This is a genomic window from Klebsiella sp. C349492, from assembly GCF_042055345.1.
In the GTDB taxonomy this organism is placed as follows: Bacteria; Pseudomonadota; Gammaproteobacteria; order Enterobacterales; family Enterobacteriaceae; genus Klebsiella; species Klebsiella scottii.
This window is the reverse complement of record NZ_JANQCE010000002.1, coordinates 901,334-927,476: the sequence shown is the minus strand read 5'-3', so window position 1 is coordinate 927,476 and position 26,143 is coordinate 901,334. Positions and strand designations below refer to the sequence as shown.

Below are 26,143 nucleotides of genomic sequence, written 5' to 3'. Positions count from 1 at the left end.
CCTTCAGGACTCCTGTAATACATGCATATAGCGGCTGAAGGCCTGTTGTAAACAGCTGGCCTCAAGCCCCCGCAAAATAAAGACCAGCGTTGAACTTTCCAGCACTCCCGGCCAGTCACGTAAATGCACCGGCGGATGCAGCGTATGCTGCACACCGTGGATCACCACTGGCGAGTCGCTGTCGCTGACGCGCAAAATCCCCTTCACCCGCAGGACTGCGCTCCCATGGCAATGTAATAGCATTGATAGCCAGATAGCAAATGCCGGCCAGTTTAACGACCGTTCAAGCGAAATTACGCAGGTCTGCGTCGCCGGATGCGCCTCGCTGTAGGGGGTTGGCATCAGCGTAAATGTCTTCTCCGCGCAAGCGCCCAGCCAGCGAACGCGCTGCTCGGGGGAGCCGCGAACGACTTCGCTGCGGAATAACCACGCTGGCGCATCCAGCGCCTGCCGGGTATCCCCCAACTCCGCCAGCGGATTCAGCTGCCGCAGCCACTGCCGCAGGGCGGCCGCCTCTTCCGTCGGGACGCGATCGCTTTTGCTCACCAGCAATTTATCCGCCGCGCTAACCTGCGCCAGCCACTCGGGCTGGCTATCCGCCTGATGACGAGCATGTTCCGCATCAACGAGCGTAACCAGCGTTCCCTGCACAAAATGGTTCTGCAGCTGCCGATCGTGAAGCAGCGTGGAAAGAATGGGGGCCGGATCGGCCAGCCCGGTGGTCTCAAGCACCACATGATGAAATGCCGGGATAAGGCCGCGGGTCCGGCGTTCATAGAGATCCAACAGGGCAGCCTTTAGCTCGCCGCGAATCTGGCAGCATACGCAGCCGCTCGGCAGCAGCACCGTATCCGGCGCAACTTCATTCAGCAGATGATGGTCGATACCGACCTCGCCAAACTCGTTGACCAGTAAGGCGACATCGTTGAGATTCTGCTGAGCCAGCCAGCCTTTAAGCAGCGTCGTTTTGCCGCTGCCAAGGAATCCGCTCAATACATGTAGGGGTAATTTTTCATCGTAAGACATCATCCCTCCCCGTCGCGTCCAGCGCGGCCAGCCAGCCCTCATCCAGCGGGTCGACCGCGCGGTGGAGCATTTTTTCGGCCTCTTTCCACAATACGTCAAGCGAGTGCACCAGCACCTGCTGCCCCGTTGGGCTGGTCAGCAGCCAGCTGCCGTGAAACTCCGTCAGCGTGAGGCGCCAGGGCTTCAGAGTCCGGTTGAGCAGCGCCAGCTGCTGCAAACGCAGCTGGCGCTGGGGAATATCCTGCCGCAGCGGATCGCTCCACTGCGGCCCGTTGTCAAGCAGACCGCAAACACCACACATTTTGGGCTCCTTAGGGCATTACATCGCCAGAATTAGGGCCCAGCGTCTGGCCGGCAAACAGGTTGCCGCCGGGTTCGCTGGCCAGCAGCAACGCCACCGGCGCCACCTCTTCCGCTCGTCCAAAGCGGCCCAACGGCAGCTCTGCCGCTTTCGCCGCCTTCCAGGCCTGGTTAATCCCGTCGATGAGCGGTGTATCAATCGGCCCAGGCGCGATAGCGTTCACCAGCACGTTGCCGGAAGAGACCTCCAGCGCCAGTGATTTTGTCAGGCCAATCACCCCCGCCTTCGCCGCCGCATAGTGACACAGCTCAGCCCCACCCTTAATGCCCAGCTGGGAGGCAATATTAATAATGCGCCCCCATCGCTGTGCCAGCATCGCCGGTAGCGCACGCTGGCTCGCCAGAAACACGCTGCGCAGATCCACCGCCATCATCGTTTCCCACATCTCCAGCGTGATGTCGCGACAGCGCGCCTGAGTCAGCATACCCGCGTTGTTGACCAGCACATCAATGCCTTCATAGTATTCAAGACAGGCATCAACCCCGGCGGTCGCCCCGGCGACCTCGCCGACATCGGCGACGACGCCCTGGCATACCGCCCCTGACTGTCGGCAGCGTTCAACCACGGCGGACAATCTATCGCTATCGCGGTCGGTCAACACCAGCCGCGCTCCTTCGCAGGCAAACAGCACGGCGATTGCCTCGCCTATTCCGCTGGCCGCCCCGGTGATAACGCAACGTCTGTTTTGCAGTAGCATACTGACTCCTTAATCAGGCCAACGAACGGTCAGACCGCCATCAACAATGAGGCTTTGTCCGGTCAGATAACTGCTCTCTGTGCTGGTCAGAAAGGCCACCACCCGGGCAATATCCTCCGGACGCCCCACCCGCTGCAATGGGATAGATTTCGCGGCTTTCGCCAGCCCCTCCGGCCCAAGAGAGTTCTGTTTATCCAGCGACTGCGGCGTTTCAATCAAGCCGGGAATAACCGCATTGCAGCGGACCCCTCGCGGAGCCAGCTCAACCGCTAACGAACGGCAGATCCCAGGCACGGCAGCCTTCGCCGCCGCATAGTGCGCATGCTCCTGCCAGCCGTAGACGCCACCAGCAATCGACGAAATAGCCACCAGGCTAGCGCCGTCCCCCAGATGTCGGGCCGCGGCGCGAAAACAACGCATCACGCCCGTCAAATCAACATTAAGCATGGCGTTCCACCGCTCGTCGCTCATCTCTTCAATCGGCGAACAGCGTAAGATCCCGGCATTGGCAATAACATAATCAAGACGGCCAAAATGGTTCACCCCCTGGGAGATAAACGCATCCACCGACGCGGTGTCGGCCACGTCCAGCGGCAGCCAGAGCGCCTCCCCTCCGGCGGCCTCGACCTGAGCCGCGGCGGCGGCAGGGTCATGCGGATCGTCAGGGTAGTAGCCCGCAATCACGCGAACGCCGCGCCGGGCGTACAGCGTCGCTAACGCCAGCCCAATACCGCTCGCTGCGCCGCTGATGGCGGCGACAGGTTGGCTGGAAATCGTCATGTGCATAATCGCTCCTTAAATTTGAGGCTCAGTGTTAACCGCATTTTTGACTGCTGCCGCGCTCTGCATATCGGCACGCGCAAACCACATCACGATGCCGGAGATGAAGCACGGAACCGCCCCGAACCACAGCGCCGCATCCTGCCAGTTGCCGCCGTGGCTCAGCACGGCGGTAGTACCGACGCTGGCGATAATCGCCCCGACCGGCCCCATCGCGCCGATTAGTGCGCCCGCCGTAGCGCGGATCGCGGTAGGGAAGCTTTCGCTAATGAAAAACAGCGCCGCGGCATAGGGACCGATCAGGAAAAATAATCCAATGCTGTACAACGCGACGATCGTGGCAAAGTTGTCCGGGCAGAACAGCATGCCGGCAAAAGCGATCCCCCCCAGCATCCAGCCGACCGCGATGGTGTTACGCCGGCCAATCCGGTCGCCAAGCCAGCCGTGGGCCAGGTAGCCGCAATAGCCCACCAGATTCGACAGAATCAAGATCAGCAGCGAGTTATTAAAGGAGACATCGTGAGTTTTGGTAATGACCGTGGTGCCCAGCACGCTAAAAATCTGAATGGCGAACCAGTTAATCAGCACCGCCGCACCCAGCACCAGCGTGGCGCGCAGCGAGGGACCGCGAAAGGCTGCGGCGATACCGCCGCGGTGATGCTCTTCCCAGGAAACCTGATAATCCGCCGCCACCTGGCGCGCATCGGCAACATTGCCTTGCTCGCGCAGCTGCTGGATCTTTTTCTGCACCTGAAACTGCGGCGTCTCTTTCAGCTTTAACGCCAACACCGCGATAATCAGTGAAGGTAAGGCGGCGAAAATAAAGCTGCCCTGCCAGCCGATAATCGGCATCAGAATAGCGGTCAGCGCCGAAGCCACCAGGGCACCCACCGGCCATCCCCCTTGCACCAGGCTATAGACAAAGCCTTTGCGCTTATTGAGCTTCGGGTCGTCAATGGCGGTATATAGCTCGGATAAATATGTCGCATTCACCGTTTGCTCGGCATACCCCAACCCGGCGACTGAGCGAATCGCCGTGAGCGCGCCTTTCCCCCAGGAGCCGCCTACGGCGGTCAGTAATGAGCAAAGCGCGGCGCCGCCGACGGTAATAACAATTCCCATCCGCCGACCCAGGCGGTCCACCAGCGGGCCGATCGCCAGCGCGATTACCGCCCCGCCAACCGCGACCCAGGTGGCGATTTCCGCCTGCTCAACCTCGTCCCAGCCAAAATGCACGCCTATTTCCGGCAGCAAAGTACCAAACAAAATGAAATCGTATACAGCAAAAACCCAGGCAAAAAATGCAATCCAGGTGGCGAATTTCACATCCTTGATAGTCAACTGCTGCGGCTGCCAGCCGTTTACGGAGGTTTTCTTAAAAATGCTCATAGCGTAATCCCTCGGTCGGGGTTAAATGACATTATGCCGAGCGCGGTTCGCGCGCCTTGAAATCGTCCGCAATCTCATCAAAGGTGACAAAACGCACCCCTTCGTGGCTGCGGATGTACTGAATCAGGCGCTCGAGCATCAGCAGCACCTGGGGACGGCCGGAAACATCAGGGTGGATGGTCATGGTGAAGACGGCGTAATCATTTTCGCGATAGACCCAATCGAACTGATCGCGCCACATCTCCTCCAGATGGCGCGGATTGACGAAGCCGTGGCTGTTGGGGGATTTTTTGATAAACATCATCGGCGGCAGATCGTCGAGGTACCAGTTAGCGGGAATTTCCACCAAATCAGTCTCTTCACCACGCTGCAGCGGCTTCATCCAGGCGTCCGGATGCTGGCTGTAGTCGATTTTGGTCCAGCTGTCGCCAACCCGCACGTAGTAGGGATGGAAGTCGTTGTGCATCAGGCTGTGGTCGTATTTAATCCCTTTTTTCAACAGCAGCTCGTTGGTCACGTTGCTGAACTCCCACCAGGGGGCCACATAGCCGGTGGGGCGTTTACCCGCTAACTTCGTCACCAGTTCGATACTGCGATCCAGTACCGCTTCCTCCTGAGCCGGGGTCATCGCAATCGGGTTTTCATGGCTATAGCCATGGATCCCGACCTCATGCCCGGCATCAACAACCGCTTTCATCTGCTCCGGGAAGGTCTCAATCGAGTGGCCCGGGATAAACCAGGTGGTGCGCAGGTTCTGTTCCGCGAACATTTTCAGCAACCGCGGCGCCCCCACCTCGCCGGCGAACAGACCGCGCGAGATATCATCCGGCGAATCTTCCCCGCCGTACGAACCCAGCCAGCCGGCAACGGCATCAACGTCTACACCAAACGCGCAAAGGATGTCTTTGGCCATATTTCATTTCCTTAAGAGTTGAGATACAACGGGTCAGCGCAGGCGGCATGCCGCTGCGCAAGAAGGTCGGATACCGCACTGGCGGCCATCAAGAGACGGCGATCCTCGCCGGTCGGTAGTGAGAAGAGCAGACTGGTGAACAGCCCGTTAGCCGTCACCCCGCTCGGCAACGCGACGCCGGGCATATCCAGCAAACTGCCGGGCATGGTCAAACGCAGCGTCGCGCTATTGGCCACGGCGAAAGCCTCCGCATCCGCAACCAGCGGCGCCAGGCGCGGCGCGGTATGCGCCACCGTCGGCGTCACCAGCACCGCACCATTGAGCTCATCGGCCAGCGCCTGCTGCCACAGCGGCCGCTGGCGCAAAAACGTGGTTAGCACCGCCGGGTCAATGCGCCCGGAAGCCATCAGGCGGCGACGAATAAACGGATCGATATTTTCCGCCGCAGGCGATGACAGCAGCGCAGCATGTAGCTGGAAAGCCTCAACGGCCCCCGGCCAGCCGTGCGCCGCAATCCAGGCGAGCGCATCATGGAAGGCGTTTAGCCGCCGGTACTCCACGGCGATACCTGCGGCAGCCAGGGACGAAAGCAGGCGATAGCCCTGTTCCCGGACCGCAGCATCAGCGGCGTCCATAAGTTGAGAATCAACAACCAGCGCCGGAGCCGGGTACGTCTCCTCTTCCACGCCGCAGAGAATCGCATCCAGCGCGCGGGCATCGCGAACGCTACGGCACAGCGGGCCGAGCGTGTCCAGCGAATCGGCGAGAGGGAACACCCCGCTCGCGTCATAGCGCTGACGGCTGGAGCGATACCCCATCACGCCGTTGAACGCCGCCGGGATCCGTACCGAACCCGCGGTATCCGTCCCCATCGCAATGCAGGCCAGCCCCAGCGCTACCGCTCTGGCCGCGCCGCTGGAAGAACCGCCCGGGACCTGTTCTTCACCGTCAGCCGCCAGCAGGGCCGGGGTGCCGAACGTCGGGTTAATGCCCAGTCCGGAGAAAGCAAATTCGCTCAGGTTGGTTTTACCCATCGTGACCATCCCCGCCTGGGTCAGACGCGCCACCAGCGCGGCGTCGCAAACGGCCGCCGGGGCGTTCCGGCGGGTTGCCGACCCTGCCGTCGTGCGTGTGCCCGCAATATCAAACAGATCCTTCCAGGCGACGGGGATACCGTCCAGCGCGCTCAACGGCGCCCCTTGCTGCCAGCGCCGCGCCGACGCCGCCGCCTCTTTACGAGCGCGATCGGGAGTCAGAGTTATGAAAATGCCGCTCGATTTCTCCGCCGCCGCCAGGCATGCGTCGGTGAAATCGAGCGGTGAGAGCTGGCCCTCGGCAAACAGTGCGGCAATAGAGCAGGCATCGAGTTGGCCCTGCTGGAACTGCTGGCGGATCGTGTTGGCGTTCATGCTCACCTTAAATGTATATTTAATTAAAAATCCATTTAAACATAGCAAAACAAATGCCAATAAAACGACAAATAAGTGACCAAAATGTGATCAAAGTGTATTATATTTGTATTAATCATTAAATATCATGGAGATAAACCATAGCTGTTGCGGCCTCTGCTCCTGCTTCCCCGGATCGGCACGACATGGAACAAAATGTATTTTGTTATCAATGGTCCATTAAAGGGCATTCTGCACCACGGCGGTGCCAGCGATGCGGATAGCTATGTCATTGAGCAGGATGTGATAAGGTAAGTGCGATGAGGTAAGGATCGAAAATATGGTCATGCAGACAAACCCTTCGCATGCGGCAACGGAAGAAACCGCCTCTGCGCGCTATGAAGTCATTCGGCAGTTTTTACGTCACACCTTGATAGAGCAGCGAGTGCCTAAGGGCCTGGTGCTGCTGGAAGGTCCGTTAGCGCAACTATTCGGCACCAGCCGGGTACCGGTGCGCCGGGCGTTAAGTCTGTTACATGAAGAAGGTCTGATTACCCGATTTGAGGGTCGCGGCTTTATTGTGGCGCAGGATGCGGAAGCCGTAGAACCCTTGCGTATTGCCTTAACGCGAGAATTGTTCGGGCTTAACGAGCAGCAAGCGCTGGTGGACACTCGCACCAGCGGGGAGAAGGTACTGGAAGGGCTGCAGATCGTGCTTTCAACCGCGATGGTGTTCGGTTGTTATCAGGTTAATGAGCAAAAGGCGGCGCTGTACTACAACGTGAGTCGGTCGGTGGTCCGTGAAAGCCTGATGCGCTTGCGCGATAAGGGACTGGTAGAAAAAGAGCCCTATTCACAGTGGTTGACGGGACCGCTTACCGCTCGAGAAATCGCGGATCACTTTGAGATCCGCGCCAGCCTCGAACCCGCGGCGCTCTGCAAGGCTGGCCCTCTCCTCCAGGCGGAGTGGATTGCTTCCATGCTGGAAAAGACGCATAAATACAAAGGCCGGCAGCTGACGGCCACGGAGCTGGAATTACTTGAAGAGGATTTGCACGTCCGCTGCCTCGAACCTGCCGGTAATAAGTTGATGATGCAAATCCTGCGTCAGCATCAGTCCCCCTTCATCGTCACGCGCATCTTCTACGATTTACTTGCTATCCCGGTGGAAACAACCACGCTGGAGGAACACGCTCTGGTGTATGGCATGCTGCTGAAAGGAAACTGGCCCCTGGCGGCAGCCTGCCTGAAAGATCATCTCGAACGCGCCCAGGTCCGAACTTTGCAGCGCTTAAAAGTCCTTTCCGTGCTGCCGGTACCCGTTCTCCCGGATTTTATGGAACCAAAATAGTAACTTAGCAATTGCTGTGTCGGCATTCTTCATTTTGGCTATAGCTCAAGCCGCCGTCGGTAAAGGAGTCCGTTGAAGCAAAATTACCGGAGGGCATTTGGGGTACATCAATTGGATATGGGTTGGAATTGGATATGGGTTGGCGCATGACGTAATAAGGATACTTATTATCTCCCCATCTGCTGACGGGGAATAGCTTATGGAACATACAAGAAAGCAGGATGTCATTATTGGCGTTGTTCTGAGTAAGATGACCTTCCCCTATTTTCATTCAAAATTTTCGCACCTCAATCTTCAGCTTATGAAGCGCATAATAGAGCTGGCGCGGCGTGATATTGAGCAACCGCGCGGCTTTGGCTTTTACCCATCCGCTTTTCTCCAGTGCCGTAATAAATCGATGCCGAATTTCGTCATCCGCATCGCTACCGCTTACCGTCATCGCCGTCGGCGCCTGGATATTTGCGGGCGCCCGGCAGGGATCCCACCCGCCGGCAGGTTCCGGCAGAGAGATATTTCTCCGTCGTTTACTGTAGTTTTCAATACGCAAATTCAGCTGCTTACGCAGACAGCGTCCCTGAATACAGGGCAGTTGCGCAATGATATCGCTCTGGCGATGCAACACCGCATATTCAAGACAGTTTTCCAGATCGCGCTGATTGCCAGGCCACTGGCAAACATACAGCGGCGAAAGCGCCTGCGGATCCAACTGCACCTTAACGTGATTGTGCCGGTTAAAGCGGCGAAAAAAATCCTCCACCAGCCCAGGGAGATCATCAGGTCTTTCGCGTAGCGGCGGGAGCGGAATACTGGCCACGTGCAAGCGGTAATATAGCTCCGGCAAAAAAGCGCCCTGAGCAACCCGTTCCTCCAGATTAAGCTCGCTGGCGCACACCAGCCGGGTATCGCCGCACCGGCTGCGATTATCGACCGGAGAGAGAAAAGGACGTTGCTCAAGCAGCAGTATCAACAGCCGTTGCAGGCGTAATGAAAAGTGACCGATCTCGCTTAGAAAAAGAGTTCCGCCCGCCGCCTGCTCCAACGCTCCGGGCACCGGCGGCGTGCGCATGGCATCTCCCAGCAACGCGTGCAATACCTCCTCTTCCGCCACATGATCGCAGGCAAGCTTCACAAAGGGACCTTCCCGCCAGGACGACCCGCGATGCAGGGCGCGCGCGATGGTATCTTTTCCGGTTCCGGGTTCGCCGCGCAGCAGCACCGGCGTTTGCACTGACGCATATTGTTGCAAGCGGGTCATCACCTGTTTCATCGCTGGCGAATGGGCAATCAGCGGGCGGGGTTCACTGTGCCTGGGTGCCGGACGCTCAGGCGTATGGATATTGTCGCGGTTGTTACGCGTCATCGTCAGGCTTGCCCCCTAAACTGTTTGTAGTTCAAGCGGTATTTTTCCAGCCTTAGCCCCAGCGCCCGACGCGTCATATTCAGATGCGCGGCGGCGCGAGAGACATTTCCCTGAAACATGCCCAGCGCTTCAACAATCAGATCGTATTCGATTCGCGAAAGGCGAGCCTCCAGGCCATCCTGCTCCGCCAGATGCTCAATCACCGGCTGAAGCGACAGGGGGAGATGCCAGGCATGAATGATACCTTCATCCGCCAGCAGCACCGCCCTCTCCATTACGTTTTCCAGCTCCCGTACGTTGCCTGGCCAGTCGTAGTTGAGCAGCATATTCAGCGCAGGCGTGGCGATAGTGGGGATCTCTACCCCCTGCTCGCGGGCAAACCAGGCATTGAAGTGATCGGCAAGAATGAAAATATCGTTCCCGCGTTCGCGCAGGGGGGGAATGGTAACCGGGAAGACGTTCAGGCGATAATAGAGGTCTTCGCGAAACGTCCCCTTCCCGACCATCTCACTGAGATCCCGATGGGTGGCGGCGAGGATCCGGACGTTAACCTGCAGCGTATCGTTACTGCCCACTCGCTCAAAGCTGCGCTCCTGTATGACGCGCAGCAGTTTGGATTGCGCCGAGGGCGAGAGTTCGCCGACTTCATCAAGAAAAATCGTACCGCCATCCGCCTCTTCAAAACGTCCTGCCCGGCGGGAAATGGCCCCGGTAAACGCCCCTTTCTCATGGCCGAAAAGTTCGCTCTCAATAACGCTCTCCGGCAATGACGCGCAGTTGAATTTGATGAAGGGGCCCGCCGAACAGTGGCTGTTCTGGTGAATCGCCGTAGCTACCCGCTCTTTGCCAACTCCGCTCTCTCCGAGGATCAGCACGGTGGTGCGCGCGTGGCTGACTTTATCAATCAGCTGATATACCGCCTGCATGGCGCGGGAGTTGCCGATAATATTGGCAGGCTTATACTTTTCCGCGCTTTGACTGATGGCCGTACTGTGCGCCCGCAGCACTTTTTTGTGCGCGCGCTCCAGTAAATGAAGCTCCACCGCCTGAGCAATAATGGCCGCAATGACCCGCAGCACTTCCAGATCTAAAAAACGCAGCTGGACATTGTTGTAAACGCGTTCAATGCCGATGGTCCCCATCACCTTTAGGCCACGGATAATCGGGACGCATATAAACGAGTGCTGCCCGTCACGCTGCTTATCCCAGCTGCCGGTACGGTTAAGGAATAAAGGGTCATCGGCAATATGCGGCACCACGATGGGCTGTCGCGTCTCAATCACCCGTCCCGTGATGCCTTCCCCCGGCGCATAGACGCCTTTTTCCACCTCTTCCGGCGACAGGCCGTAGCTTTCATGGATAAAGATTTGATCGCAACTCGCGTCATAGAGGGTAATCATGGCGCGGATCACCTGCATATGTTTTTGCATCAGCTCCAGCACCAGCTTCAGGGTGCGCGAAAGTTTTCCCTCTGCGCTGACCACTTTACTGACCTCCGAGAGCAGCGGCATCAGTTCAGAACGGCACTCCCCCAGACGGCAGCTGAACGACAGCGGCTCCGTTAGGGGGGAAAGTGTCGCGCCGGTCAGGTTAAAAGCTCTTTTCTCAAGGTGCATCGCGTTTCTCCCGATAAATAGACGACCAGACTCACGAGCGAGCGGCGTTAAACCGCCTGCGTTCTCTGATGCAAAATCAACGCCAGCGCAGCCTGAAACGAGCTCGAAACAACCAATTGAATTTACTGAATTTTTTTAAAAAACCAGGCGCGCACGACGGGAGAAAGTGTTCCGCAAGGTACATTATTGTTGGCTTTCGTACATTAGCGTACAGGCTCCACCATGACGCTGAGCATGCCGTCGCCGCCGGGCATGACGCGCCAGGTAAAACGGGCAGGGTCCAGAGCAGAAAACCACTTTGGCAGATGGTCGCAGCGGATCTCCAGCGAACTAAACGTCTGCTGCTCGAAGAACGGCATCAGCAGCCGCTTCGAGGTGTGCGCTCCGCCGCTCTGCAGCGCCGCCAGCAAATCCACGCGAAACGCCCCTTCCCCCTCGGCGGGCATGATGAATGCCTGAGGAAGGAGGGTGACAGGTTCAGGCGCGGGCGGTATCTGCACGACGATACGATCCAGAAAGTCTTCCGGCCTGCCGCTCGTTTTCCACATGGTTAGCCCCATGCCGTCGAGCCATGCCAGCAGCGCGCCGCGGATCTCGCTGGCGACAAAATGCCGACAGTGCGGCAGCTCGGCCAGCATGGATAGCGTACGCTGGCGAATTTGGCTAAGCGTAAGCGTAGGTGAGAGAGCAAAAGGGATACGCTGACAGCTCCGCCACTGGCCCTCTTCGCGAGTAAAGACGTTGACATAGCCGGACTGGCCCAGCGGGGCCGTTATGCCTCGTTCATCAACAAATACGGCGATCTTCATGGCATTCTCCCCATTAAAAGCCGTGCTGCTTACCTTTCATCGACGTAATGTCGATGCGGATAACCTGCGTCGCCGTCAGGTTAGCCGCCGGGAAGGTGAAGGATTTGCGACTAAAACGCGCCATCAGCCGATGGAGCATGGCAATTTTTTCCGCATCATCCTGAACGAAATACGTTTTCCCCAGGCCAATAACCGTGCGGTGCCGCGCTTCATAATTACAGGCCAGAGGATCTTCCACCACCCCGCCGAACTGAGAGATAGCAAAGCAGATTGCCCGGTTTTTTTTCATGATCTCAATTTTGCTGCCAGCGCGGGCAGAGTGAAAATAGATCGATGAACCATCCCATACGTAGAAAACCGGCAGCAGAAACGGTACGTCATCGCAGGATAACGCGATATGCATCACCCTCTCCTGGGTCAGAATGGCGTCGATTTCTGCCAGGTCGGTTATCTCGCGTTCATCCCGACGCATTTCACCGTGCGGGTGTCCGGACATGAATGAGGAAGTCTCCATCACGATCTCTCCGCGAGCGCTACCCGCCCGGCCTTGATTAACGCATCCAGCTCATCGCAAAGCACCAGAATGCGTGCCCCGTCGCTCTCATCAGGGGCGCCGTGGTGATAGTCATCAACGGAGCAGATGCCGAAAATGGTATCCAGTGACAAAATTTTCTGCCGGAGCGCATCGTCGATCTCAAGGTGTTCTTCAATACTGCACAACAGGCTGCGGTAGTTGTGGTTGAGCGGCATATCGCCATACAGGGCGCAGAGCGCGATGAGATAACACTCCACCGCAATGGCCCCGACGTTGAACACCAGGCTTGATGACCGGGTCTGATCCACCAGCAGTCGCGCCCGATGATGATAGCCGCAGGCGTGTTCATAGCAGCGGCTAAAGCGCTGGTCGTCGCTTTCAAACAGTAACGTCGACATAGATATTCTCCAGGAAAAAAGCCGGGTTCCCCCGGCGTTGGATACGGCGACTACCAGACGTTGAGGATCCACTCTTTATTTTTCTTGTATTCCATATCGGTAAAGAGCGTATTGGCCATCTGTTCCGCGAGCCAGATGGCCCCGGCATAGCCCACGACCGGGTGCCGGTAATGGCCGGCGCGGTCGTAAGTGGGGAAGCCGACTCTGACCATCGGGATCTGGTTGTCGATGGCGGTAAAGCGTCCTTTTGAATGCCCGAGAATCAAATCCAGATCCAGGGAGCCATCCGTGATGCGCTTCTCCATCTCCCAGAGGTCAGCGTTGGTGACAATCTCCATCTTGTAATCCACCTGCTGCTGCAGCGCCTGGATACGCGGGTCGCTGCCGTAGCCGGCGTTATCGTCGCCGAGCAGCAGCAGCATCGGCTTCATCTCAAGGTCGAGACAGAATTCCGCCAGCCCTACGACCAGGTCCGGGTTGCCGTAAATCGCCACCTTTTTGTCGGCGAGAAACATATGCACCAGGTCGGTCAGGGCATCGAGGGCGATACCACGCTCGCGCACCAGCGATGGCGGAACAGGTTTGCCGGTCAGGTTTTTGAGGTTTTGCAAAAAAGTATCGGTGTTTCGAATGCCAATCGGCGTCGGGCCAATCAGCGCGGGCACTTCGAAGGTCTCCTCCAGATAGCGGGCCGCTTTTGCCCCTTCATAACGGTTGAGCGCAAGGGTAGCGGTCGCGTTAGCGGTACCGACCAGATCGGCAATCGTGGTGTTGCCGTGGGACACATGGTTCCCGGAAGGCATCAGCGGCGAATCGAACTCTTCAATTTCGAACAATACTGTCGCGTCGATCGCCATCTCCGCCAGCAGATGCTTAAGGGCCGTAACGTCCCCCGGATTGACCCATCCGGTTATCAAATTCAGCTTGCCGCTAGGTTCGCTTTTACGGGCAAAATATTTCACCATATCGCGCACGGCAAGGTCATAGCCGCTGATCATACTGCCGACAAAACTCGGCGTATGGATGGGGATCAGATGCACTTCCCGACCGGCGTATTTCTCCTTCAGCAGCCCATCGTTGAGCTTACGCACGACGCCGTCCACATCGTCCCCGATAACCTCCGTGGAACAGGTCGTGATAATCGGGATAACCTTAACGTGGGGATAGCGCATCAGCAGCACATCCACCGCCTGTTCAACCCGGTCAAGCGCGCCAAATACCGCACCATCTTCATGAACCGACGACGAGGCAATCTCGAAGCTCTCCTTCAGATGCTGGGAAATCAACAAACGGACAAACATCACGCAGCCCTGTCCCCCATGAACAATGCCGATACAGTCCTTAATGCCAATACTGACATACTGCGCGCCCGCAGGCTGACAGGTAAAAATGGGATTGATTACCCCGGTGCGATCTTTCGCTTTCAGTTCACAAGACATGATCAACCCCTCTTAATAACGCTTATCGGTCAGCTCGGCGTTGAGTGAACCGGTAATAGTCAGATAGTTCAGGCGCTGATGCAGCGCATCCATCAGTTCGGCAACGGCATCGACGCTCATCGACTTCAGCCACGTAAAGCGCGCACGCCATGCATCCGCCAGCACCATTGCGTCAGCCCAGTAGCAGCGGTCCGCAGGGGTATCCAGGGTGACGGGTTCGCCGCACAGCAGTTCGCGGGTTTTTCCCAGTACGCCAGCGTTCTGCTTTTCCCGATCCCAGCTACGAGAGTGAAACTGCCACAGGCAGTGCTTCATGATGTAATCCACCATCTGCTCGATTTTTTCATCCTGGGTCATACGGCCTCCTGGCGGCCTGAAGCCTGCGCCGGGAAATCCGGGTATTCGCGGTCGCGCAGCTTCGTCACGCTGTCGTAGCCGCCGGTGTATTCACGCAGATCCGGGCTGTTGCGTATCTCTTCGCTCAGGCTGGCGTCAGAGAGCATGCGCGCCGTGGCAAAGCCCTGAGTTGTAGGGATAACGTCCTGGCTGATGTCGAGTTTGGCCAGCTGATGGACAGGCGAGTAAATCGCGTTGTAGATATCGCGCGCGAAACGCACCCAGCCTTCAAAACCTTTATAGGGGCCATTGTGGTAAGCATGGGCGTTGAGATACGGCACGCGAATTTTCTTCGCCACCTCGCCAGGGCGTTTGCCGGTAAAAATGACGTCCGGTTTCAGGGTGTACATCGCCTCCAGCGACTCCAGCTCATTAGGGTCGTCGATGGCGAGCGCCCCGGCTTCACAGCGAGCAATCCCCTTTTCCATATCGCCCTGATGGCCGAATTTGGTATAAAGCGATACCACCTCCAGGCCCATCTCTTCATGGATCACGTGCGCCCAGTGCCACAGCTTAGAGCCCCCCGGCCAGAGGCAGACTTTCTTACCTTTCAGCCGCTCCCGATACCAGTCCAGCTCGGGTTTCCAGCGCGCCACTTCTTCATCGATAATCGCCTGAGCGCGATCTTCGATACCAAAAAAGAGGCCAATCTTACGCAATGAGTCGGACAGCGGTCCGAAGCCGAAACCGTCAATATCCAGGCGCGGAATGCCGTAGCGTACGCGCAGCTCATTGCAGATATACTCCGCCGAACGGGCGCACTCCAGCACGTTGAGGTGCGCTTTATGCATCGCGCGCAGGTCGTCATACGAACCGTTGCCGGTAAAAGTAGAGAGTACCTGGATCCCCATCCGCCTGAAGAAATCCACCATCACTTCCTGGTCACCCTGGATGTTGTATTCGCCCACATAGTTAATGACGTAATCGCTGACGATCGTCGGCTCGACGGTGCCCACTTTCTGATTAACCCAGGCAATATTGATTTTATGGTGCCCACCTGACTGGCTGGGACCGGCAAAGCCCGGGGAGTTACAGACGAAAATATCGACATCCGGGCGCTCATCCATAACCTCCTGCGCAATAGCCGCGATATCGTCACCGATCAGGGCTGAGGCGCAGGTCTGATAGATGGTCATACGCTTAATCGTCGGATGCGCATTGAATGCTTCAATAATATTATTTTTGAGCACCTTCTCCGCACCAAAAACAATATGCTTCTCTTTCATGTCAGTCGCAAACGTGTATTTCAGCTGGAAATTATCGTTATCGCTAATGTAGCGTTTCGTTTGCCAGGTATCATACGTACAGCCCACCGGCCCGTGACTAATATGAATGACATCTTTAATTGGCGTGCCAATAACATGCTTGGCCCCGCAATAGGCACACCCGCGTTCGGAGATGGTTCCCGGAATAGTATTTAAATACCCCAGAGGTAACGCCGATGTAATATTTTCATCTTCCCCTTTCACAACCGCATGTTGTTTACGTTCAGGAATACATTTACTGCATTCAAATTCATGGTAAGGCATATCATCCACCCCATCTGACAAATATGGCTGAATACAGGGATATTAACCCTGGAGAGAATTAATCCATCATCCCGTATTTAACAACCATCTTTTCCAGCTGATCCATGGATAATGGCTGTGGGATCACCAGATCGTCATTTTCAATGATTTTACGTCCCAGCTCGCGATACTCCTGCGCCTGATTAGCATTGGGGTCAAATTCGGTCACCGTTTTTTTATTGAATTCGGCTTTTTGGACAATATTGTCACGTGGGACAAAATGAATCATTTTCGTCCCAATCGCCGCCGTGAACTCCTCAAGAAACTCCTTTTCACCATCAACGTTTCGGCTGTTGCAGATGATACCGCCGAGGCGCACCCCGCTCTGTTTGGCGTATTTCACCAGCCCCTTGCAGATATTGTTGGCGGCGTATATCGCCATCATTTCACCAGATGCGACGATGTAAACCTCCTGGGCTTTGCCATCGCGGATAGGCATGGCAAACCCGCCGCAAACGACGTCACCCAGCACGTCAAAGAAAATAAAATCAAGGTCGTCGGTATAGGCCTTATTATCTTCCATCAAGTCAATGGCGGTTATCACCCCACGGCCGGCACAGCCCACCCCTGGCTCCGGGCCACCGGATTCGACACAGCGAATATTAAAACAGCCTGTTTTCACCACCATTTCATTAGTGATTTTCTCCGCCCCTTGATCGCGTAGCACATCCATCAATGTTTCTTGCGGTTTACCACCAAGAATAAGGCGCGTGGAGTCAGCTTTAGGATCGCAGCCGTGAATAAAAATTTTTTTACCATGAAAAAAGGCCAATGCTGCGGCGGTATTTTGCGTGGTGGTGGATTTACCAATCCCCCCCTTACCATAAATAGCAAGTTTACGAGTCATGCTTTTTCCTCTTAAAAGAAACGTTCGTTTTGGTTTTGCCTTTTATAGATAGCAAAACTATTGCCAGACTGATTCATTCTCAGGAAAAACAATAAAACTCGAACCTAAGCGGATGAGTTAATTAGCTTTTTTTCTATTAAAAAGTTCCCAACAAGGAATAACATGCTTATCTCATCCGACCGTAACCGTTCCGCGCGGAACTATTCCCGCGAATACGGTACGCAAGCGTAGAAACCGACAGGCATGAATACAATAAGCACAAACTGATAGTGGGGTGCGTCCAGGCGAGTGTGATGTAGAAAGCTGGTTTGGGACAGACTCATTCATTATCTGCCGACATGGGGATTAACGTCGGTCGGAGGATTTCTAAAAGTGAATGGTTCGTTTTGCAGGGCGAGCGACGCTCTCCGTGAAGCACGCCAGCCAGGCGAGTGTGGTTTGCGACTACAGCAAACTCAATAATTCCTCGCCGGCGCAGTGCGCCCAGGCGGAACGCATCGATACTCGGGTAAATGACCGTCTCCCTGACGGCGCACAAGAGTATTGGACGGTCGGGGATATAGTAGAGGCCTTTTCCTGAGCGTCGCTCCTCGGGGCGACGTGAAGAGCGCGGCTGGTTTCACGCCACACTCACCAGGACCTTCTGCGCTTTGCGCTTAGCGCTTAGCGCTCGCTTTTCGGCTGGCCCGCAAGCCAGGCGTAAACCGCCGCCAGATCCTGATCGGCATAGCCATCTGCGGCCGCCTCGTCCCAGCAATCGGCGATTTTGCTCAGGATCGGCAGCTCCGTGCCTTCGGCCGCATCGAGCGCCAGATTGGCATCTTTTAGCGCGTGGCTGAGCTGCATTTGTGCAGGAAAACGGTTCGCCGCAATCATATCCAGCTTGCCTTTGACATACGGCGCCGCCAGCGGACCGCCATCCACCGCTTGCCAGAACTCTGCGGGGGAAAACCCTAATTTCGCCGCCAGCAATGCGCTTTCGGCCACGCCTTCCATCATCGTAATCAGCCAGGCGTTCAGCACGAGCTTCATTTTCTGGCTGCTGCCGGCTTCACCAAACCATTGCGTGCGGCGCGCAATGGCGGCGAATACGCGCTCAGCTGCCGCACATCGCGGACGATCGCCGCTGGCGAGCACCAGAATTTGCGCATTCTCGGCCGGTTTTTTGGTCCCCGAAACCGGGGCATCGAGGTAGATCAGCGAAGGAGCCCTTGATTCCAGCAGGCCGATGGCTTCCCGGGTCTCCCCGACCCCGATAGTGCCCATCTGGCAAAAAATCGCGCCTTCCCGGCACTCGGGGGCAATCTGCTGGATCACGTTCAATGTGGCTTCCGCATCGGTCAGGACTGACAGAATGACCTCGGCAGACGCCACCGCCTGCTGCGGCGTCGCATGCCGGATAAGCCCGCAGCCCAGCAGATCCTCCCCCCGTTCTGGCGAACGGTTCCAGCCGTGGACGGTAAAGCCATTTTTTAGCAGATTGCTGGCAAAAGCGTGCCCCATAGCACCCAGCCCAAGGACGGCGACAACCGGTAAGTTCATTCCATATTCTCCCACATCACGATTAATATCCCCACGCAGTTTCCGCTGACCATGACCTGAACATCTCTGCGTAGTCGATTTAGCTGAATACCACAATAACTAACTATAACACCATCAGGTATGGCGATTTCTGCAAAACAGATTTCCGTACATTGATATATCGAACTTATTAACAATATGTATAATTATTTACGTGTTTATAATGTTAATACACACTAATTAGTCCGGTTATTTTGCAGGCAGCCATTCACCTGTCCTTATTACGTAACTGACAGCAGAAACCTCAGCGTGCCTTTATTCTCCCTGACGAGGAATTAATAGTATGAGTGAACACTCTCATGGCCGGCGTAATACGCTTGCGACAATAATTTATAATCTTCTCAACCCCGTACCTTACGGTTTTTTTATTGCCGGATGGATCTTTGATATTATTTATCTCTACAGCGCCAACGTGATGTGGGGAAAAAGCGCCAGCTGGCTTATTGCCCTGGGGTTGATTTTCGCGATCGTCCCACGGCTGATTAATCTCGCGCAGGTCTGGTTCTTCGCCCCTTCCCCTCGGCTCCCGGCGGCGAAAATTGATTTCTGGCTGAACGTCATCGCGATTATTTCAGCCATTGTGAACTGTTTTGTCCACAGCCGCGATGCTTACGCCATTGCGCCACAAAATGTGGTCTATTCGACCATCACCGTTATCTGTGTGCTTCTTGCCAACATTATCAGCTCCTCCTGCCACGCAAAAAATAAAGGTTATGGCTATGAATAAAATATTACTGCCCCTACCAGTAATGTTAACGCTGACTCTGGTCCTTGCGGGATGTGATGAAAAAGCGAAACTGTCGCCGGCTCAACAAACCGGGCCCGATCCGCTGATGCCAAAAGCACAGGATTACCTGATGCCGCCAATGCAGGTTCCGTCCGGCGTGGGCTGGAAAGCAGGCGCGCAGCCGGACGTCGCCCAGGGACTGAGCATTGAGAAGATGGCCGACGGTTTCCTGCATCCGCGCATGGTCTACGTCCTGCCAAACGATGATGTGCTGGTGGTTGAAAGCAACAGTCCCGGCGAAGAGCCGCTGACCACACCGAAACAGCTGATTGCCGGGATCGTAAAAAATCAGTCCGGCAAAGGCGGTACAGGCGGTAATCGCATTACCCTGCTACGCAAAAGCGGCAGCGGCTGGGAGAAACATGTTTTCCTCGAACATCTGCACTCCCCGTTCGGCGTACAGCTGATTGGCGACAACCTGTACGTGGCCAATACCGACAGCATCATGCGTTATCACTATCAGCAGGGTGAAACGCACGTCAGCGATGCCGGAACCGAGCTCACCGATCTGCCCAATACCATTAACCACCACTGGACCAAAGCGCTGCTGGCGAGTCCCGATGGTAAGAAGCTGTATGTCGGGGTCGGTTCTAACAGCAATATTACCGAGAACGGTCTGGACGTTGAGTACCGTCGCGCCGCCGTTCTTGAAGTCGATACCGCACAGGGAGCCAGCCGGATCTTTGCCAGCGGCATCAGGAACCCGACGGGCCTCGGCTGGGAGCCGCAGAGCGGGAAACTGTGGGCGATTGTCAATGAACGCGATGAGATAGGCGCCGACCTGGTTCCCGATTATCTGACCTCCGTTCAGGACGGCGGTTTTTATGGCTGGCCCTGGAGCTATTTCGGCCAGCATGTCGATCGCCGCGTCCAGCCGCCTCGCCCGGACAAGGTCGCCAAAGCCATCAAGCCGGACTACGCCCTGAGCTCCCACGTTGCGCCGCTGGGGATGCTGTTTTATACCGGGCAGATGCTGCCGCAAAAATACCAGGGCGGCGCCTTTATCAGCGAGCACGGCAGCTGGGATCGCTCACCGCTCAATGGCTATAAAGTTAGCTTCGTCGCCTTTAAAGATAGCAAACCGGTCGGTAAGCCAGAGAGCGTAGTCAGCGGTTTTGTCTCCCGGGATGAGAAAGAGCTGTATGGCGCTCCGGTCGGACTCGCTCAGGATAATCAGGGGGCGTTAATCATCGCCGATGATGTCGGAAATACCGTCTGGCGCGTTACGGCAAAATAATGTTATGCCATTAATCATCCGGCTTCCTACAGTTGGGGAAGCCGTTTTTATGCATCGACCATCAGTATCCATGAATACTGCAGGGAATAATTGGGGAAGCAAAGTGATAAGCTGTACAGTCAGGACCGTTATTGCTAAGCGGCTACACCAGAATGGGTTGCTGAAAAGACATTCATCATAAATGAGACGTAAAATTCGATGAACCATTTATCCGCAATCAGGACCTTTGTCAGCGCCGCCGATCATAAAAGCTTTAGCGCCGCAGCCAAAGCGTTAAATATAGAAGTATCCACCGCCTCTCGTCATATTTCTGAACTGGAAGAGTATTTACAGGTGACGCTGTTTAACCGCTCCACCCGCGGATTAACGCTGACGGAAACCGGGGATTTTTTCTACTCTCATGCCCGACAGCTGCTCCTGCAATGGGAGGAAGCGCGCCATTTAACTTCCGCGCTGGATAAGCACCCTTCCGGCCTGCTGCGCATCAGCGTGCCCAGCACCTTTGGCCGGTTACATGTCATGCCTTTTGTCGATGAGTTTCTCCGCCTGCACCCCAACATCTCTCTGGATATCAGTTTTAATGATGAGATCCAGGATCTGATTGAAGCGCGAATCGATCTGAGTATCCGCATTGGGGTGTTGCCGGACTCCTCTATTCACGCTCGCAAACTGGCCTCTCAGACGCGCGCAGCGTGGGCCAGCCCGCAGTGGATCGCGCAAAACAGCCCTCCCGCCACCCTCGGTGCCGGCGGCGACGGTCAGAAAGAGATGAATATTGTGATGTTTTCTCGCCTGCACGGTGCCGGGTGGTATACGCGCAAAGCCGGGTCAGAAGAGGAATGGCAGCGGATATCGATTAACTATCGGCTTAGCGTCAGCGACAGCGCCGCGATGCTTTATGCCTGCTGCAACCACGCCGGGATTGCGATTCTGCCTGACTGGTTATCCCGTGAGGAGGAGGAAAAAGGCCATATCCAGCGGGTCTTTCCGGACCGGGAGTTTAGTATGTTCCCCAGCGAAACCGCCATCTGGATGCTCTATCCGCAAAAGCGGATTTTACCGCACAAGGTCAGAACCTTTATCGACTTTATGCTTGAGAAAGTGGGAACCCCGCCGTACTGGGGAGATAATTCCCCGTCTGACAGCAAACGGTAGCCCGTCTTCAGGATTAACGCAAAGGTCGTCAGCAACCCTTGCGTTAATCACACCGTTTTCACTCTTGCCGGGTATAAGGGAATTTCACCACCAGTTTTTTGACGCTATTAGCGCGACCTGCGGTATGGCACATGGGTTTATGAATTTCGCCGGGATAAAAAACAATAAACTCGCCCTTGTTCAGCACCACTGAACCATTCGTACTACCGTGTTCTAAAAAATAAAGATCGGTTGCGGCAGGCGGTACCCCGTACTCATCTGCATCTGGCGGAGTGGTCCTGAAGTAAATTGTTTCCGAACCGTTAATCACCAGCTGAATATCGCCATAGAGTTTATGAAACTCGGCTTTATGACCAGTTTCAGGTTTGGTTTCATCTTCGCTGATAATATAGAACCACTCCTGTCCTTGTACAGAATATTTCCCGGGCGGCGTATTTATCAGCGTCGACAGCTCAAGTTCGGGATGATTCAGTATTTCCGTTAACGGAGTAAAATCATGACTGACATTATCTAAGCTTGATATAATCATAATACCCTCAATAATACGTGGCTGTTGATACGAAATAACGTAATTCATCATGGCTTTGCGGAACGTTGACGCACGCTTTTTCTTTTGACCAGTTCACCGCTGAGCAACACGCTGGTATGGTTGTTATTCCGCCCGTGGTCTATTTTACTGACCAGTAAATCAACGGCGGCGGCTCCCAGCTTTTTATTCCCCACTTTCACGGTAGTCAGCGCCGGTTCCATCACCCCGGAGACCGGCAGGTCGTCAAAACCGATAACTGAAACATCGTCGGGCACGCGGAATCCACATTCGTGTAGCGCTCTTATACAGCCGTAGGCGACGATGTCATTAATGCAAAAATAGCCTTGTGCAATTTTTCCTGCTGCCCTGATATGGCTCAGCATGGCTTCATATGCCGATCGGGCGTTCGGACTGACGCAGACCAGATTCTCCTCTGCGGATCTTAGCCCTATCGTCGGTACCAGTTCATGAAATGCCTGCTCACGTTGCCTGAAATTTGGCGTATGCGCATCGCTGTATACCAGCCCAATATCCTCTATTCCGGCACGTTTGAAATGGTGAAGAATGTTGTAAATCGCCGCGCGATTATTCATGTTAATAAAATCAAAGGGTAAAAAATCGTTCACATTATCGATAATCACAAAGGGTACCGATAATCGGCGTAGGGGCGTAAAGTCCCCCTGCTCGAACTCGGTGCCAAGGATGACCAGCCCATCGGCGAGGGCTCCGCTATTCTGTGAGCGGACGATTTCTTCAACGCTTTTTTTGTCATAGCCCACAACCTCAAGCGCATAGCTGTATTTTCCGGCCTGTTCGATGAGCCCATCAATATATCCACTGATAAACAGGTTATGCGCCTCGTTGATCGTTTCGCCATGTAAAGCAATTTTCAGGAATCGTAATACGCCGCGAATTTCTCTTGTCGATGATTGTTGATAATTTAATTCATGGGCAATTTTCAGGATCTTCTCCCGCGTCTCTACGGATAACCCTTTTTTGCCGTTAATCGCTATCGATACTGCGCTCAAAGAAACGTTGGCCTTTTGAGCAATATCTTTAATTTTAACCATAATGACAATTCAACCCTATGTATTACAAGCTTTATTCTCTTATCTTTTATTATATAAACCCTAGCCGCTTAGCGAATTTAAACATGTGATAGTCATCACAATTATTTTTTCTTAAAATCATTTTAGTAAAATTTTAGTTTACGCCACCGCTGACCAATTTCATTATCAAAACAGATATCCGACAGGCAGCAAGCCATTAATTAAATATCAATCCTTTAAGGATTTACCAAATGAAGAAGTTCATCAATATCCCTACTGAATATGTGGCAGAAATGCTCGAGGGAATTTATGCGGCGCATCCCCGGGAGCTTAAATATGCCAATAACGATCGCCATTGTCTGGTGACCGCCCAGGAGACTCGCCCAGGGAAAGTCGGCATTGTCACCGGCGGCGGTTCGGGCCATCTGCCACTGTTTCTGGGGTATGTCGGGAATAATTTGCTCGATGGCTGCGCCGTCGGCGATGTTTTTCAATCTCCGTCCGCCGATCAGATTTTACAGGTGACAAAAGCGGTGGATAAGGGGGCCGGCGTACTCTACCTCTACGGTAATTACAGCGGAGATATCCTCAATTTCGACATGGCTTCCGAGATGGCGGAGATGGAGGATATCAGAACGCTATCCGTACGCGGCGCCGATGACGTCGGATCGGCCCCGGTTGAACGGGCGGCAACGCGGCGCGGCGTCGCCGGCATTTTTTTCATGTATAAAATCGCCGGAGCCGCCGCTGCCGCCGGTTTATCCCTCGATGAAGTCGCCAGACTGGCTAAACAGGTCGGGGATTGCACCAGAACGATTGGCATTGGGCTCTCACCCTGCATCATTCCTGAGGTTGGTCAGGCCGCCTTCTCGGTGGCCGAGAATGAAATGGCGATTGGCATGGGTATCCATGGCGAACCCGGAATTTCGTCCGCCGCGCTCGGCACTGCCGACGAAATTATTGACCGCATCCTGCCCCTGCTTCTTAACGAACTGCATTTTACCCCCGGCGATCGTACTGCCGTTCTGCTTAATGGCCTGGGAGGGACGCCTCTGGATGAGCTTTATATTCTTTTCCGCCGGGTCAAACAAACGTTAAATGAACGCGGCATCGTCGTATACCACGTGTATCAAGGGGAGTACGCCACGGCAATGGAAATGACCGGGTTTTCGCTGTCCCTTTGTAAGCTCAACGATGAACTGGCGGGCTACCTCGCCACCTCCGCCGGTACCCCCTTCTTCTGCCAGCCGGATCTGGATAGCTAAAGGTACGATATGAAAACTGAACTGACATTTAACGATACGACGGGCCTTATTGCCGCCTGGTCTGCCGAACTGAGCCTGAAGCGGGATGAATTAATCAAACTAGACCAGGCCGTGGGCGACGGTGACCTTGGCATTACGATGCAAAAAGCCTTTCATGCCGCACAGCAGATACAACCCGAGCAGGAGAAAGGTATCGCTCATTACCTCATTCAGTGCGGCTTTGCGATGGCCAGGGCGGCGCCATCGACAATGGGAACATTGATGGCTACCGGGTTTATGCGCGGTGGGAAAGCGCTTGCGCCGGAGCTGATTACGCTCAGCGCCGCAGATCTGGCCGCCTTCTTCAGCGCCTTTACTCAGGGTATCGCGGAGCGAGGGAAAGCCCAGCCCGGGGATAAAACCGTTCTGGATGTCTTATTACCCGCCAGCGACGCGTTAGCGCGGGAAACCGCCGCCGGAGCGCCGCTCGGCCGCGCGGCGGAAGCCGCTCAGGCGGCCGCGCTGGCCGGGCTTGAAGCAACCCGCACCATGTTTCCACGTCATGGTAAAGCAGCGGCGTTTGCCGACAGCAGCGCGGGTAAAGAAGATCCTGGCGGTACCGTCGCGCTGATTATTTTTAGCGTATTCAGCCGCTACGTTAATAAATAACAAGACTGTTCACCTTTATTCAGGCAGTAAAAACTCCGGAATTCCCGGCGTCTCTCGCTTATTTCCGGAATATTTTCTTCAACATCTGACGAGGTCTCTGTGAAAAAATTATATGGCATTACCACCGCAATGATTACACCATTTAATGATGACGATACTATTAATTATGAAAGCATCGCAGCGCTGACCGATTTTCTTGTCGGGAAAGGCGTGCACTGTCTTTATCCGCTGGGCACCACCGGCGAAATGTTTCGCCTCAGCGAACAAGAACGCAAGAAAGTTGCCGAAACCGTAATTAAAAGAAATAACCAACGAGCAACGGTTTATATTCACGTCGGTGCGATGACTACCGCAGAAACGCTGTCGCTTGCTCGCCATGCGGTCGAGGCCGGGGCTGACGGGATTGGCGTCGTGACTCCGGCGTTTTTCGGCGCAAACGACCGTGAGCTGGAAGCTTATTTTGTCGCCGTCGCCAATGCCGTTCCCCACGATTTCCCGGTTTATCTCTACAATATTCCGCAGTGCGCCGCTAACAACCTTTCTGCTGACGTCGCTCAGCGCGTTGCGGATAAGTGTAGGAATGTCGTGGGGATTAAATACAGCTACCCGGACTACCTCACCGTGAATCAGTACCTTGCCATCAAGGATCATGATTTTTCCGTTATGGTCGGCGCAGATCGTCTGTTTCTTCCGGCACTGGCGATGGGTTGCGATGGCGTGGTTTCAGGGGTTTCCTGTGTTTACCCGGAGCCTTTTATAAAAATTTATGAGGCCTTTAATCGCGGAGATATTCCAGGCGCACGCGCCGCCCAGCGCCAGGCGAATAAATATTGCGAGCTGCTGAGAAACGGCAGCAATATGTCTTACTTTAAAGAAGGGCTTAAATATCGCGGAATTGATGCCGGCGTTATGCGCGCGCCGCAATTAAATATTACGCCCGAAGAGGTGCAGAGCTTGATTGCCGGGCTTGCTGAACTGGAAACGTCAGCACCCGTTTAACTTCGACGAATAATATAAAT

General features: G+C 55.1%; 26 protein-coding genes and 1 pseudogene. 8 read left to right on the top strand and 19 right to left on the bottom strand.

Annotated features, from left to right (window positions below):
• Window positions 1–3: 3 nt before the first annotated feature.
• The 7 genes from NWP14_RS11985 to NWP14_RS11955 are packed head-to-tail and all read right to left on the bottom strand — an operon-like array spanning window position 4 to window position 6,575.
• The gene (locus NWP14_RS11985; protein ID WP_375215365.1) at window positions 4–1,026 is read right to left on the bottom strand and encodes a CobW family GTP-binding protein; all 1,023 of its coding nucleotides are present in this window, start codon (window positions 1,024–1,026) and stop codon (window positions 4–6) included.
• Window positions 1,013–1,327: a hypothetical protein gene (locus NWP14_RS11980; RefSeq protein ID WP_375215364.1), complete on the bottom strand. Its 315-nt coding sequence runs from the start codon at window positions 1,325–1,327 to the stop codon at window positions 1,013–1,015. Before NWP14_RS11980 ends, NWP14_RS11985 begins: the two co-directional genes overlap by 14 nt.
• 10 nt (window positions 1,328–1,337) lie before the next feature.
• Window positions 1,338–2,084, bottom strand: a complete 747-nt coding sequence (locus NWP14_RS11975; protein WP_375215363.1) for an SDR family NAD(P)-dependent oxidoreductase — start codon at window positions 2,082–2,084, stop codon at window positions 1,338–1,340.
• 9 nt (window positions 2,085–2,093) lie between these two features.
• Window positions 2,094–2,870, bottom strand: coding sequence for an SDR family NAD(P)-dependent oxidoreductase (locus NWP14_RS11970; RefSeq protein WP_375215362.1), 777 nt, complete (start codon window positions 2,868–2,870; stop codon window positions 2,094–2,096).
• Between the two features lie 9 nt (window positions 2,871–2,879).
• A complete protein-coding gene (locus NWP14_RS11965) occupies window positions 2,880–4,253 on the bottom strand; it encodes an MFS transporter (protein WP_095095892.1) in 1,374 nt (457 codons plus the stop codon).
• A gap of 31 nt (window positions 4,254–4,284) precedes the next feature.
• The gene (locus tag NWP14_RS11960; RefSeq protein WP_346431779.1) at window positions 4,285–5,166 is read right to left on the bottom strand and encodes a polysaccharide deacetylase; all 882 of its coding nucleotides are present in this window, start codon (window positions 5,164–5,166) and stop codon (window positions 4,285–4,287) included.
• 11 nt (window positions 5,167–5,177) lie between these two features.
• The gene (locus NWP14_RS11955) at window positions 5,178–6,575 is read right to left on the bottom strand and encodes an amidase family protein (RefSeq protein ID WP_375215361.1); all 1,398 of its coding nucleotides are present in this window, start codon (window positions 6,573–6,575) and stop codon (window positions 5,178–5,180) included.
• Between the two features lie 319 nt (window positions 6,576–6,894).
• On the opposite strand from NWP14_RS11955, the gene NWP14_RS11950 reads away from it, so the two are divergent.
• The gene (locus tag NWP14_RS11950; protein ID WP_095095885.1) at window positions 6,895–7,905 is read left to right on the top strand and encodes a GntR family transcriptional regulator; all 1,011 of its coding nucleotides are present in this window, start codon (window positions 6,895–6,897) and stop codon (window positions 7,903–7,905) included.
• 271 nt (window positions 7,906–8,176) lie between these two features.
• Here NWP14_RS11950 and NWP14_RS11945 read toward each other — a convergent pair whose 3' ends face one another.
• The 9 genes from NWP14_RS11945 to nifH form a co-directional block, all read right to left on the bottom strand.
• Window positions 8,177–9,265, bottom strand: a complete 1,089-nt coding sequence (locus NWP14_RS11945; RefSeq protein ID WP_375215360.1) for a sigma 54-interacting transcriptional regulator — start codon at window positions 9,263–9,265, stop codon at window positions 8,177–8,179.
• A gap of 2 nt (window positions 9,266–9,267) precedes the next feature.
• On the bottom strand, window positions 9,268–10,881 hold the full coding sequence (locus NWP14_RS11940) for a sigma-54-dependent Fis family transcriptional regulator (RefSeq protein ID WP_095095879.1): 1,614 nt from the start codon (window positions 10,879–10,881) through the stop codon (window positions 9,268–9,270).
• A 203-nt stretch (window positions 10,882–11,084) separates the two neighbouring features.
• On the bottom strand, window positions 11,085–11,690 hold the full coding sequence (locus tag NWP14_RS11935) for a Fe-only nitrogenase accessory AnfO family protein (protein WP_375215359.1): 606 nt from the start codon (window positions 11,688–11,690) through the stop codon (window positions 11,085–11,087).
• A 13-nt stretch (window positions 11,691–11,703) separates the two neighbouring features.
• Window positions 11,704–12,204 carry a pyridoxamine 5'-phosphate oxidase family protein gene (locus tag NWP14_RS11930; RefSeq protein ID WP_331850518.1) on the bottom strand — a complete coding sequence of 167 codons (501 nt, stop codon included), beginning with the start codon at window positions 12,202–12,204 and terminating at the stop codon, window positions 11,704–11,706.
• Window positions 12,204–12,623: a hypothetical protein gene (locus NWP14_RS11925; protein WP_375215358.1), complete on the bottom strand. Its 420-nt coding sequence runs from the start codon at window positions 12,621–12,623 to the stop codon at window positions 12,204–12,206. The genes NWP14_RS11930 and NWP14_RS11925 overlap by 1 nt, the downstream gene beginning before the upstream one ends.
• 50 nt (window positions 12,624–12,673) lie before the next feature.
• Complete coding sequence (anfK, locus tag NWP14_RS11920; protein ID WP_375215357.1) at window positions 12,674–14,062, bottom strand: Fe-only nitrogenase subunit beta; 1,389 nt, start codon at window positions 14,060–14,062, stop codon at window positions 12,674–12,676.
• Window positions 14,063–14,074: 12 nt separating this feature from the next.
• Window positions 14,075–14,419 carry a Fe-only nitrogenase subunit delta gene (gene anfG / locus NWP14_RS11915; protein WP_095095867.1) on the bottom strand — a complete coding sequence of 115 codons (345 nt, stop codon included), beginning with the start codon at window positions 14,417–14,419 and terminating at the stop codon, window positions 14,075–14,077.
• Entirely contained in the window at window positions 14,416–15,987 is a 1,572-nt protein-coding gene (anfD, locus tag NWP14_RS11910) for a nitrogenase iron-iron protein, alpha chain (protein WP_375215356.1), read from the bottom strand. Before anfD ends, anfG begins: the two co-directional genes overlap by 4 nt.
• Window positions 15,988–16,045: 58 nt before the next feature.
• Window positions 16,046–16,873: a nitrogenase iron protein gene (gene nifH, locus NWP14_RS11905; RefSeq protein WP_095095861.1), complete on the bottom strand. Its 828-nt coding sequence runs from the start codon at window positions 16,871–16,873 to the stop codon at window positions 16,046–16,048.
• Window positions 16,874–17,282: 409 nt separating this feature from the next.
• Here nifH and NWP14_RS11900 point away from each other — a divergent pair.
• Window positions 17,283–17,453: pseudogene (locus NWP14_RS11900) on the top strand (hypothetical protein); the annotation flags it as partial.
• Between the two features lie 83 nt (window positions 17,454–17,536).
• Here the strand turns inward: NWP14_RS11900 and NWP14_RS11895 are convergent.
• Complete coding sequence (locus NWP14_RS11895; RefSeq protein WP_346431782.1) at window positions 17,537–18,415, bottom strand: NAD(P)-dependent oxidoreductase; 879 nt, start codon at window positions 18,413–18,415, stop codon at window positions 17,537–17,539.
• Window positions 18,416–18,737: 322 nt separating this feature from the next.
• On the opposite strand from NWP14_RS11895, the gene NWP14_RS11890 reads away from it, so the two are divergent.
• From NWP14_RS11890 to NWP14_RS11880, 3 genes are all read left to right on the top strand, one after another.
• Complete coding sequence (locus NWP14_RS11890; RefSeq protein ID WP_346431783.1) at window positions 18,738–19,181, top strand: DUF2231 domain-containing protein; 444 nt, start codon at window positions 18,738–18,740, stop codon at window positions 19,179–19,181.
• On the top strand, window positions 19,174–20,478 hold the full coding sequence (locus NWP14_RS11885) for a sorbosone dehydrogenase family protein (protein ID WP_095095849.1): 1,305 nt from the start codon (window positions 19,174–19,176) through the stop codon (window positions 20,476–20,478). The genes NWP14_RS11890 and NWP14_RS11885 overlap by 8 nt, the downstream gene beginning before the upstream one ends.
• A gap of 198 nt (window positions 20,479–20,676) precedes the next feature.
• A complete protein-coding gene (locus NWP14_RS11880; RefSeq protein ID WP_095095846.1) occupies window positions 20,677–21,633 on the top strand; it encodes a LysR family transcriptional regulator in 957 nt (318 codons plus the stop codon).
• Between the two features lie 58 nt (window positions 21,634–21,691).
• Here NWP14_RS11880 and NWP14_RS11875 read toward each other — a convergent pair whose 3' ends face one another.
• Together NWP14_RS11875 and NWP14_RS11870 are read right to left on the bottom strand one after the other, a co-directional pair.
• On the bottom strand, window positions 21,692–22,213 hold the full coding sequence (locus tag NWP14_RS11875; protein WP_346431785.1) for a YhcH/YjgK/YiaL family protein: 522 nt from the start codon (window positions 22,211–22,213) through the stop codon (window positions 21,692–21,694).
• The gene (locus tag NWP14_RS11870; protein ID WP_095095840.1) at window positions 22,210–23,232 is read right to left on the bottom strand and encodes a LacI family DNA-binding transcriptional regulator; all 1,023 of its coding nucleotides are present in this window, start codon (window positions 23,230–23,232) and stop codon (window positions 22,210–22,212) included. The genes NWP14_RS11875 and NWP14_RS11870 overlap by 4 nt, the downstream gene beginning before the upstream one ends.
• A gap of 230 nt (window positions 23,233–23,462) precedes the next feature.
• Here NWP14_RS11870 and NWP14_RS11865 point away from each other — a divergent pair, with 230 nt between their 5' ends.
• From NWP14_RS11865 to NWP14_RS11855, 3 genes are all read left to right on the top strand, one after another.
• A complete protein-coding gene (locus NWP14_RS11865; protein WP_095095837.1) occupies window positions 23,463–24,476 on the top strand; it encodes a dihydroxyacetone kinase subunit DhaK in 1,014 nt (337 codons plus the stop codon).
• Window positions 24,477–24,485: 9 nt separating this feature from the next.
• Window positions 24,486–25,124: a DAK2 domain-containing protein gene (locus tag NWP14_RS11860; protein ID WP_095095834.1), complete on the top strand. Its 639-nt coding sequence runs from the start codon at window positions 24,486–24,488 to the stop codon at window positions 25,122–25,124.
• A gap of 99 nt (window positions 25,125–25,223) precedes the next feature.
• The gene (locus tag NWP14_RS11855; protein WP_331850520.1) at window positions 25,224–26,123 is read left to right on the top strand and encodes a dihydrodipicolinate synthase family protein; all 900 of its coding nucleotides are present in this window, start codon (window positions 25,224–25,226) and stop codon (window positions 26,121–26,123) included.
• Window positions 26,124–26,143 lie beyond the last annotated feature (20 nt).